Source organism: Lawsonibacter sp. LCP25S3_E2 (assembly GCF_052117285.1).
GTDB lineage: Bacteria > Bacillota > Clostridia > Oscillospirales > Oscillospiraceae > Lawsonibacter.
On sequence record NZ_JBQKJL010000032.1, the window covers coordinates 1 to 10809 of the forward strand.

At 50.8% G+C, this 10809-nt stretch carries 11 protein-coding genes and 2 pseudogenes; 11 read left to right on the forward strand and 2 right to left on the reverse strand.

The annotated features are described in order from the left end of the window. Positions 1–253: pseudogene (locus ACTQ3R_RS15750) on the forward strand (tyrosine-type recombinase/integrase); the annotation flags it as partial. Between the two features lie 375 nt (positions 254–628). Then, positions 629–1117 (forward strand): hypothetical protein, encoded by a 489-nt coding sequence (locus tag ACTQ3R_RS15755; RefSeq protein WP_441780131.1) that lies wholly within the window; start codon positions 629–631, stop codon positions 1115–1117. Between the two features lie 133 nt (positions 1118–1250). On the opposite strand, the gene ACTQ3R_RS15760 is transcribed toward ACTQ3R_RS15755, so the two are convergent. Further along, the gene (locus tag ACTQ3R_RS15760) at positions 1251–1907 is read right to left on the reverse strand and encodes a DUF4230 domain-containing protein (protein WP_441780132.1); all 657 of its coding nucleotides are present in this window, start codon (positions 1905–1907) and stop codon (positions 1251–1253) included. 423 nt (positions 1908–2330) lie between these two features. Here ACTQ3R_RS15760 and ACTQ3R_RS15765 point away from each other — a divergent pair, with 423 nt between their 5' ends. From ACTQ3R_RS15765 to ACTQ3R_RS15775, 3 genes and pseudogenes are all read left to right on the forward strand, one after another. Continuing rightward, positions 2331–2663: a MerR family transcriptional regulator gene (locus ACTQ3R_RS15765; protein ID WP_441780133.1), complete on the forward strand. Its 333-nt coding sequence runs from the start codon at positions 2331–2333 to the stop codon at positions 2661–2663. 63 nt (positions 2664–2726) lie between these two features. Then, positions 2727–4136, forward strand: coding sequence for a catabolite control protein A (locus ACTQ3R_RS15770; RefSeq protein WP_441780134.1), 1410 nt, complete (start codon positions 2727–2729; stop codon positions 4134–4136). After that, a pseudogene (locus tag ACTQ3R_RS15775) lies at positions 4135–4614 on the forward strand (malic enzyme-like NAD(P)-binding protein); the annotation flags it as partial. The gene ACTQ3R_RS15770 and the pseudogene ACTQ3R_RS15775, both read left to right, overlap by 2 nt. A 236-nt stretch (positions 4615–4850) precedes the next feature. On the opposite strand, the gene ACTQ3R_RS15780 reads toward ACTQ3R_RS15775, so the two are convergent. After that, positions 4851–5924, reverse strand: coding sequence for a DUF6076 domain-containing protein (locus ACTQ3R_RS15780; protein ID WP_441780135.1), 1074 nt, complete (start codon positions 5922–5924; stop codon positions 4851–4853). 131 nt (positions 5925–6055) lie between these two features. On the opposite strand from ACTQ3R_RS15780, the gene ACTQ3R_RS15785 reads away from it, so the two are divergent. From ACTQ3R_RS15785 to ACTQ3R_RS15810, 6 genes are all read left to right on the forward strand, one after another. After that, positions 6056–6271 carry a helix-turn-helix domain-containing protein gene (locus ACTQ3R_RS15785; protein ID WP_441780136.1) on the forward strand — a complete coding sequence of 72 codons (216 nt, stop codon included), beginning with the start codon at positions 6056–6058 and terminating at the stop codon, positions 6269–6271. Continuing rightward, positions 6268–6894 carry a helix-turn-helix domain-containing protein gene (locus ACTQ3R_RS15790; protein WP_441780137.1) on the forward strand — a complete coding sequence of 209 codons (627 nt, stop codon included), beginning with the start codon at positions 6268–6270 and terminating at the stop codon, positions 6892–6894. The genes ACTQ3R_RS15785 and ACTQ3R_RS15790 overlap by 4 nt, the downstream gene beginning before the upstream one ends. A gap of 333 nt (positions 6895–7227) precedes the next feature. After that, a complete protein-coding gene (locus tag ACTQ3R_RS15795) occupies positions 7228–7638 on the forward strand; it encodes a hypothetical protein (protein ID WP_441780138.1) in 411 nt (136 codons plus the stop codon). Continuing rightward, positions 7635–9422, forward strand: coding sequence for a MobP3 family relaxase (mobP3, locus tag ACTQ3R_RS15800; protein ID WP_441780139.1), 1788 nt, complete (start codon positions 7635–7637; stop codon positions 9420–9422). The genes ACTQ3R_RS15795 and mobP3 overlap by 4 nt, the downstream gene beginning before the upstream one ends. A gap of 156 nt (positions 9423–9578) precedes the next feature. Further along, positions 9579–9884, forward strand: a complete 306-nt coding sequence (locus ACTQ3R_RS15805; protein WP_441780140.1) for a hypothetical protein — start codon at positions 9579–9581, stop codon at positions 9882–9884. A gap of 4 nt (positions 9885–9888) precedes the next feature. Continuing rightward, a partial coding sequence (locus ACTQ3R_RS15810) for a tyrosine-type recombinase/integrase (RefSeq protein ID WP_441780141.1) occupies positions 9889–10809 on the forward strand: 921 nt, incomplete at its 3' end.

Sequence of the window (10809 nt, forward strand, 5' to 3'; positions counted from 1 at the left end):
ACATCAGAAGAGACCGAAAACAACGGACTTCCAAGCAATCAAGGGAAAGTACCGCAAGCCGGGTACCGGGTGCATTACCCAGATCAATGACCACCTCTGGGAGGGGCGGTACTCCCCAAAGGTCCATGGAAAGCGCATCGCCCGGAATGTCTACGCGCCTACGGAGGAAGAATGTGAGCAAAAGCTGACAGAGCTGATTCAGGAGATGAAAAGAGAGCTGGCACCCCTTCGGGCCGGGAAAAAAGCAGGCTGAACACAGAAAACCGCCCTCCGGAAAAGGTACTTCCGGAGGGCGGCGATTTTTCCTGTCTGTGGCTGTTGTGTGGTCAAAAAAGATTGGACGAAATGCAGCACAAAGGAAAGTGGACAAAAAAGTTAGAAAAACCGCTATTTCCTTGCGAAAATAGCGGTTACTCTGGTGGACGATACAGGACTTGAACCTGTGACCTCCCGCACGTCAACGCCGGTTTTTAATTTTTTTCAATATTTTTCGCTTATTTGTGGTTATTTTCGCTCCGAAAAGATTGGTTTCTAACACTTTTAAGAGGCGGTTATTCCGGCTGCTCCACCCCTGTCTGTGGCTTGTTGTGTGGTCAACTTCCACTCTGCCGGAGCGATGATAGTACAGGTGCCCACCATCAAGAAGCAGATACATATCTCAAGCCTTTATCTTGGACAATCGGTCTGTCAATGGTTGCTTGACCATGTCCCGGTTGATTTTAGTACAGTGTATAACAAAGAAAAGGCATTGCCGCCTTTCATAATTTTTCATATAATGAATGTCAAAGTATGTAAAATTATGGAAGGGAGTAAGATGGACAGAGAAGCCATTCTCAAGGCTATGACCGTTGCGGAACTGGCACCAGCCGCCGTTGACTGTGAATTGACCATGCAGCCCTATTCGAAACTGCCCATTTCCAGGATAGCAGCGCTGGGAGTTGGCCTGGAGCCGGTTATGGCGGCGCTCCAGCAGATGACCAGCCATGGTCAGGCGGTGAGTGGTTATTATAGGCGCCTCGTCAGCTATCTTGATTCGTCATTGGATGGCGAACATATCATCGAAGTGGAGTTCGGAGGGCTATTTGACCGGTTCTATCGCGTATCCATGGACGGATAGTCCAGACATTCAGACCATTTCTTTTGGAACCCTAATACATACTGACGATATAGCGGCACCTGGTGATACATCCGGGTGCCGTTTTATTTTCACAGCCTCTCAATCAAGACCGGACCTTAACCCATCATCAAAATCATAAAAAAACGATAGTGTATTCATCAAAACCGGAAAGGAAGGTTTGAACAAGGAATTTTATGTGCTCTTCTGCCTTGTCATAAATACCATCGTTCTCAGCCTGTGCCAGTCCTTGTGCCTCAATTTCAGAAATAAGAGTTTGATATTGAGAAAAATCAATGGGATTCAGTATGGTGTTGTTTTCTGAACAATTTACTGTATCCCAAATAATATAGTTATCAAGAACCTTGGCTTCCGGCAGGGCAATGTAGATTTTTTGGCTTTCATTGTCAACGGTCGGTGTGATGCTCTCCATATCATATCCGACTTTTACGAGACCCTGACATTCGATTCGAATCGTATTTGTAGTCCCTGGTATCGCAATATTATCGATGATATGCCTTGTAAAGTCAGCGGACTTTGTCACGGAATACTCGCCAGAGTAGGTAGATAATTGGCCTATCTCAACAAGCCGCATTTCAACTTCGTCTACCGTAACAACTCGTACCTCTTGTTCCCCCGGCAATTTTAAATCGAATCCCCCCGAATCCTTTTCTTCGAACACTTCGCCTCGGTTTCCATAATATTTTCCCAACAAGTACCCACTACCAAATATCAGCACAATTGCAAGCAAAGCAGCAATGGCGCTAGAAGCAGTCTTCCAAACCTTAACCATACGCTCTCTCCCTCTCTTCGATCACACCCACGCTGTAACCAGTACAAAAAGATAAAACATTGCAACAAGTGCAATACATATGCCCAAAACAGCAAAAAAAATCTTCATGGTCATCCTCCTGAACTCGGATTTGATATTGGCCTCAATCACTGATTGGCCAAGTTGCTCCTCACAGGCATTTTTCGACCATATTATAGAATATTCTCCTCTATTTGTGAAGTGCCTTGTATATGCAACATCGGTAAAACAGTGAACAGATTACCTTGGCAGCGCATTCAAGCATCATCTGCACCATCCATCTTTCCAAATGCAGTTTTTCCATCACCCTGGGTCCACGCGAAATTTGCAAGCTCTGTTACGGGATGCGATTTTCGTGCAAAGCCCTTGACTGCACGCAGCGTGCAGTTTTACGGTGAGGAGGAGATGAAGACAGATCAGACATTGCGCCAGACGTGCGCCGAGTTGGGCGTATCCCGGCGGGCTGTACAGGGTTACGAAAAAGCAGCGCTGGTGATCCCTTCCGGAAAAAATAAATACGGGTATCTGCTCTACGGCGAGTCGGAACGGGAGCGCATTCGGCTCGTCCGGTTTTATCAGCAGATGGGTTTTTCGCTGAAAGAGATCAAAAATCTTTTGGATGCACCTGATTCTGTGAAGAAATCGGTACTGCAGGCTCAGGTGGAGAAGCTGGAAGCAGAACATACCCACCTGCTGGAGCTGATTCAGCAGGCAAAAGAACATATCGCCATGCTGTAGCGGTCAGCGGGTCTTTCGAACATTGCATCCCGCCTATGAAACAAGACACAAGGAGGATACACCATGAAAGCAAGATTTCTATCCGTGTTGTCAGCCATCGCCCTTCTGGCATCGCTGGCCGCCTGCGGCAATTCTGCCGCACCTGACGCTTCCGGGAAAGAGCCGCCCCAGGCCGGGAGCGGCGTCTCGGGGAACGCAGCCACCGACAACACTCCAGGGCAGTCGGATGAGTCCCTGGGCCCGTTCAATGTGAACGCCACTCTGGCCGAGACCGTTCTGGTGGATGAAGGCGGCGTGAAGATTACCGCTACCAGCCTGACCTATACGGCCTACTCCGTGGATTTGGCGCTGACCATCGAAAATAACAGCGGAAAAGACCTGTCCTTTATCAGCGGTTCCCTGGGATACAGTTGCAATTCCATCAATGGGTGCATGGTGAACGAGGGCTATCTGAACTGCGATGTGGCAAACGGGAAAAAGGCCAATGACACCATCAGCTTCAGCTATGACACTCTGATGCTCTATGGCATCAACGAGATTGCAGACATGGAAATTGGCTTTGATATGTCTGACGATGACTACAACCACACCTACTCCGGCCCGCGGCAGCTGAAGACATCCGCTTTCGACACCTACGACTACGCGACTGACCACTACCAGGAGGCTATCACCAGCAAAGCCGCCATGGGCACCTATGGGTATGAGATGCTGTATTTTTCTCAGGATATCCCCTATGACCAAAACGGTGTGAAGCTGCTCTCCAGTGGAGTAATCCGGAACCGTGACGGAGAGACCGCCTTGTTTCTGGAACTGGAGAACAAGTCCGACAGCATGGTGTACCTGTCTACATCGGAAATTGCCATCAACGGCCTGCTGGTGAATGACTCCATCTGGTCCAACAATGCCATAAACCCCGGCAAACGCTGCGTTGTGGATGTGGATCTTTCGGCTGTGCTGGACCCGGTATATTGGGAAGGATATGGTATCACTCAGGTGGGTACAATCTCCCTCTCCCTGGCCCAACGCAATGAGGACGGCGCGGAAATTGCGGCGGAAACTCCGGTAGAAGTCGTTCTCCCTGATGTGAGCGCCTCGTTCGATGGGAGGGGGACTGAGGTTTACAACAGCAACGGACTGAAAATCGTTCTGAAGGGCATGATGGAGGATCCCTCTGATTACAGCTCTGATTTGCATGTGCTCCTGTTGGCAGAAAACAATAGCGGGAAGACGCTCACCATAGCGGATGCCTATGACTCTCTCTCAGTGAACGGTTTCATGACCGACTACTCCTTCTCCGGTCAGAGTCTGGCAAATGAAATGTCCGCGGCCATGGTCATCCAGCTGAGGGAATCTTCTTTGGAGGAAAACAAAATCACCTCAGCCTCAGATATCCAGGAAATCGAGATGAGCTTGGAGATTGAGGAAGGATATAACACCATTGACGAGCCGACGGTGACGCTTACGTTTGGGTAAGCGCGATCTTTGTGATATTACGAATCTGGAACAGCGAACAGGAACTCTCGCCGACGCAGTGAACGGCGCAGATGTTTTCATCGGGGTCTCCGTGGCAAATGTACTGACGCCGGAGATGGTGGCGACTATGGCAAAGGATCCCATCGTCTTCGCAATGGCCAACCCGGAGCCGGAGATCGCTTATGATCTAGCTATGGCAAGCGGCGTAAGCGTGTTTGGTACAGGACGAAGCGATTATCCCAATCAGATCAACAATGTGCTGGCTTTTCCGGGAATCTTCCGAGGAGCACTGGATGTCGGAGCGCGTAATATTAACTACGACATGAAAATGGCTGCGGCAAACGCAATTGCCAGTGTTGTAGCTGACAATGAATTGCGTGCAGAATATATCATTCCATCCGCATTTGATAATCGAGTTACAGACCGTGTTGCCAAAGCTGTGGCGGAAGCGGCGATTCAAACGCACGCGCTGCGATAAGCAAGCGGCTGGATACTTACACAACATAGTGATTTTATAGACCGTTTTCCAGAGAAACCGTTCGCCTAGAACCTCTGGGCATAATTATTTTACACTATTGGATTTTTGAGACAGTTCATATCATAATTTGATAGGTAGCGAGAGCAAAACAATTTTGATACAGTGTATAATAAAGAAATACGTTTCGTGCACAATTAATGTGGCCGGCAGGATAGTTCCTGCCGGCCTATATTTTGTTACAGACTTTCTAGCTGTTTTTTTAATCCCATGTCACTTAACTCACCGCATTCAGAGCGCCTTAGCAAGTCCTGTGCTCTAGCTACAGAAGAGTTCCACTCATCCACACTAATCTTTCTACGGTTCTTCCTCTGCTTCAAACGGTTATAGGTGCGGTCGTATTCCACCTGGGCCGGAGTGCGGTTCGCCTTACCCTGGGCCTCCTTCCGGTGCGCGCCTACCTTCCGGCAGGTGCGCTCTGTCTCACCTGGAGCAATGTTGTTGCAGTAGCAGGTGTTGTAGCCTGCGGTCAGGAGAAAATATTTTCCGCAGTTGTGGCAGCGGCGCGGCACATTCCCCACAGCCAGCCCTCGGTAGAACTCCACTTCCAAAAAGCTAATCAAGCCAGGGAACTCCGTCTGCTCAACCAAAATAATTTTGTCCTCACCCGTGGGAGACATCATGGGTACAAAAGCTACTTTGAGAGGGAAGCAGTGATCGAAAGGCTCCTCATCATGGTTTACAACCTTGGCTGTCATCATGTCGCTATAAAACTGAAAAACGCCTACTGCGTAGGCCTCGGAATTTCTCCGCTCCAAGGGTTCAAAGTAACTGTCCAGCATCAGAGAAATCTGTTTTCGAAACACACGCAAGATTTCCGTTATACCTACTATGCTACGCAAACGCATTTCTATTTCTGCTCTAGCTTCACTGGGCAGATAACGAATCCCACCCCAAAATGTTTCCAGCAGGTCAGCGTTTTGAAAAAGTGGCTGTGACCAGTCAATATTCAGATCCCGATAGACCGGAAGTGCGGACACTAGAAGCCAAACTTCCTGTAGTTTTTTCTGTGCTCGTTCCACGGATTCCTGTGTGTCTTCCTGCCACACAGATTGTATGGCGTGATAAACATCCAGCAGACTTTGATCGAGCCGAAGCAATTCCGACTCCTCCAAGTTCAAAATGTCCACCATACACTGCCCAATTGGATATTCACGTTCACCAATAAAAATGCGGTCGCTGTAGAAGAGTGCCGTAAAAGCATCTACTGCATCCGTAAAAATATCCTCTGTATCAAGTGGCTCGTTTTTCATGTGGCCTCCTGTTTGTAGCCGATAGACTTTTGGGATTTACCCAACCTGCCCTGAAACCATTGAACTCTTGTTTGAGCTTTGTTACCATCGTATCAGATAGAATCAAATAAGTCAATCGGAGGTAATGATACATGAAAAAATCTGTCTACAAAAGCTATGATGATCTGCCGCTGTTTCTCAATTCGGAAATGGTGGCGCAGGTGCTGGGCGTATCACCGTCCAGTGCGTATGAGTTAATGCATGAACCAGGATTCCCGGTGCTGCGCATCGGGAGCCGCATGGTGGTGCCCAAGGAACAGTTCATCCGATGGGTGACTGAACACACGGAGGGAGGGAACTGCAAATGAATACACTTTTCCGTCTGCGTGATTCCAAACAATGCCGCTTCCAAATGCCAAATGATGTTTGGAAGTGGGAACTGAAGCCACAGGGGTTTGCTATCCTTGCCTATCTCTGCTATCTCCATACGCACTGCAAAAATTTTGCGGTACCAGGAGCGGATGAGATCGCAGTCCAACTGCACATGAGTGTGGATATGGCCATGGAGCAGCTCGATCAACTGAACCATCGCGGACTGACCAATGAAAACGGAGTTCCCATGTTCAAGAATGCCAGTAAATATTTTTTCTCTCTGCCCAATGAACTGTTCTTTCTGAATACCGGCCACGGTGCGATCACAGTCTATGCCTATCTGCTCTACTGCGAAGACCGCCGCACGCATCAATGTCATCCGAGCTACCGCACCATCTCGGAAGCTGTGCATCTTACGGTGGCTACTGTGATGAAGCACATCGCAAAGCTGGTGGACAGAAAGTTCATCACGGTGGAGAATACGACCTACATTGACAGACAGGGGGTGAAACGAAATGGTAACAACCTGTACACCATCCTACCGATCCAAGCGGCCATGGACCATTGTTACCAGCAGCAGATGCTTCGATTGGAAGAACGGACGCTCATGCAGCAATAGTGCAAGAATCCCCTTCGTAGCCCGCTGTAAGGCGCTATGTGCCCGCGTTCGGGTCTGAGCGGATCCCTGTCCGCCAAGGATTTCAAAGCAAATTTGGGCCGCCGCCGGGCCTGAAGAAGAGCGCAAGGCGGTTTGGGGAAGCGGAGCAGGAGAAACTGCCGGGGTCATGTGCCCCTCGGCAGAGCCACAACTGCCCGCAGTGCGGGCAGTTTCAGGGGAGGACGGGGGGCGTTCCGAAAACAAATTTTTTCCCATTAGGGTGTTGCCCCGGCATAAAACCAACGAATTGCAAGTTATTTCAGGGCGTTCCTACGACAAAAGGAGGTTTTAAGCATGGTCATCGGAAAAGAGAAGTTTGCCCTCTGGATCACGCCGGAGGCTAAGAAAGAAGTGGAAACTCACTACAAACAGGACAACTGCAAAAGCCAGAGTGAGTACATTGAAAAGGCCGTCCGGTTCTACTCCGGATACCTGGATACGCAGCATGCAGACGCCTACCTGCCCCGTGTCCTCTCTGATGTGCTGGAGGGAAAGTTAGGAGCCTTCGGAAAACGCGTGGGCCACCTACTGTTCAAGCAGGCGGTGGACCAGGATATCATGGCGAACCTGGTTGCCTACCTGAGCAATATAGATCTGGACAAGCTGCAAAAGCTCCGGGTCCGCTGTGTAAAAAATGTGAAAGAGACCAATGGGAAAATTAATTTCGAGGATGCGTTCCGGTTCCAGAAGGAGATTACCGAATGAACGGTCTTATTCAAAAGTCCGGTTATATCAAGCCGGGCAGCGGCGGTGGATGTTATGCCGAGTACATTGCCACACGGGATGGCGTAGAAATGATTGAACCTGCGGTGAGTGGCTACCTGGAATATATGGCCGAGCGTCCTCGTTCTCATGGTCTGTTCACTGCAGACGGTGCTGCGGATCTGAATCAAACCATGGAAGAGATCAATGCACACGCTGGTCCGGTATGGACCTTCGTCTATTCCCTAAAGCGAGAAGATGCTGTGCGGCTGGGTTACGAAAACGGTGATAGCTGGCGTAGATTGCTGCTGGCTCACCAGACAGAATTGGCAACGGCGATGAAAATTCCGCCCAGCAGCTTTCGCTGGTGCGCTGCCTTCCACGATGAAAAGTACCATCCGCATATTCACATGATGGCATGGTCCAATGATCCAAAGCAGGGTTACCTGACCGAGCGCGGCATTGAGCAGATGCGCTCTCAACTGTCCAATGACATTTTTCAGGACGAGTTGCTGTCCCTGTATCAGCAAAAGGATATCTCCTATCAAGAGGTACGGGACACCGCTACGGAAGCCATGGGGCAACTCATTCGAGAAATGAAGTCCGGCCTATGTGACAGTCCGGTCATTGCGGAGCAGATGGAAATGCTGTCTGCAATGTTGTCGGAAGTGAAAGGCAAAAAGGTGTACAGCTATTTGAAAAAGCCAGTGAAAGCCCAGGTGGATGCCATCGTGGATGAGCTTGCCAAGCTCCCGGAAGTGGCAGAGTGCTATGAGCACTGGAACCGGCTGCGGGATGAACTGGAGCGGTACTACAAGGATACGCCAAGAGAACACAAACCGCTGTCTCAACAACAGGAGTTCAAAGCCATCAAGAACATGGTCATCCGGGAAGCGGACAATATTCAGCTGGGTGTGTTCACCTTTGAGGATACGCAGATGAACGATGAGGTGGATGAAGATCAGAACGCCGTGCTTCACGCCTGGTCATCCCAGTGGGAGATGGTGGAGACCTATCAGAACGCGAAAGAAATCCTTTCGGTCTATGAAAACACAGAGGAAGAAAAAGCGGAACAGGTGCAAGTGCTGGAGCGGCTCTGGGACGCAGGCTTCACCATTGCCGCGCATCAGCTGGGCAAGTGCTGGCGGGACGGCCTTGGTGTTCTTCCGGATGACGAGAAAGCGGAGCTGTGGTTCCAACGTGGCGCTGAAGCTGGTCACGACTTCTCCCAGTACGCGCTGGGAAAGCTGCTGCAAAGCCAGAAGAGAATCGATGAAGCGGTCTCCTGGTATGAGAAAGCGGCAGAGCAGAGCAATTCGTATGCAGCATACCAGCTTGGTAAGCTCTATCTCCAGGGAGAGCAGATGCCAAAGGATGTGGCTAAGGCGCTGGAGTATCTGACTCAATCTGCCGAACAGGGGAACCAGTACGCTCAGTACACGCTGGGTAAGCTATATCTGATGGGGGAAGAAGTGCCGCAGGACTGGGAGCAGGCGTACAGCTGGCTCTCAGAGTCTGCCTTTCAAGGAAACGAGTATGCGCAGTTCCTTCTGGATCACTTCAACGACAGCCACAGGCCCAATGTACTCCTTGCTGTCACAAACCTGCTCCACCACATGGGCCGAATTTTCCAGGACAACTCCATCCCACCCGGCCCTCCGACAAGTCAGCAGGCAGATCGGAAGTACCGGCGGAAGTTGCAGCAGAAGCGTATTGCTATGGGGCATAAGCCGGATGACCATGAAGAGACACAAAGTCGGGGCGGCATGACCATGGATCGTTGGTAAGTAAGCGCAAGCAAAAATAGCACAGTGTTAACAATGATAAGGGCCATGCGGAAATGGGTCAGGGAAATTGATAACAATTTGATAATTGTGGTCAAAAGCCCTAGCTATTCTCTGCGTAGTTCGGTATTGTGTGTTGCTGCAAAGGAGGCGGCACACATGAACGACTACATGAGGGCCCTGCACCAGCGGTTCTACCGGGAGCCGGACTTCCGTGAGTTGGAAGAAGATATCGAGAGCACCCGGCGGGAAGTGCAGGACTGCCTGGACAAGCTGCAGCGGCGCAGGCTCATGCACCTGGTGGATACCCAAAACCTCCTGCGGGAGGAGACCTCCCTGGCCAGCTTCACTGCCGGATTCAAACTGGCCTGGGGACTGAGCAAGGAATTGGAGGCAGACGGTCTGTACTCCTTCGACGAGGAGGAGACAGAGCGTGTCCGCCGCCAAATAGGAGAGGAGGAGTGAGCGTATGGGAAAGCGCAGGCCATCCGGGGACGGCATGGTGCGCAAACGGGAGGACGGCCGCTGGGAAGGGCGCATTGTGATTGGTCATAAAGAGAACGGAGATTCCATCTTCCGGTATATCTACGCAGACACCCAAAAGGAGCTGACCGCCAAGCTCCGGCAGAACATCAACGCCTATCAGGGCGTGGATCTGACCGAGGAGAGCAGCATGACCCTGTCCCAATGGCTGGACAAGTGGTTAGAGGAATATATCAAAGGGACCATTCGGGAGAGTACGCTGGATGGATATCAAAGAGATTTGAATAACCATGTCAAGCCGCACTTGGGAGAAAAGCCGCTGAGGAAGGTCACTGGGGCTGATTTGCGTTCCCTCTATCAAACTCTTTTGAAGCGAGGACGGATGAAAGGCGGAAATCATGAGGCCGGGCTGAGCCCGACCACCGTCCACAACGTCCATAATATCATCCACCACGCCCTGAGAACCGCCGCTGAAAACGGGCTGCTCCCTGCCAATCCTGCCGATGGGGTTACGCCGCCAAAGATTGTTAGGGGAACAAAAAGTATTCTCAACCAGGAGCAGTTGGACACATTCAAAGCGGTGGTCAAACAAGACTGGATCTGGCGGGACTTCTTCCTCACGGAACTGACTACCGGCCTGCGGAGAGGGGAACTGTGCGGCCTCAAGTGGTCAGATTTTGATGAAGAGGCCGGAACCTTAAACATATGCCGCACGATCCACGCCAGAAAGGGCGGCGGCGTGGAGGAGGGCATGACCAAGACCTATGCGGGAAGTCGGACCATCCTGCTCCCGTCGAGCACAGCCCAGCTTCTGCGGGAGCGAAAAAAGTCCGCCCTGACGGAATGGATCTTCCCTGATCTGCTCTGCCCGGAGAAGCCGGTCAGTCCGGGCAGTGCCTACCGGCGA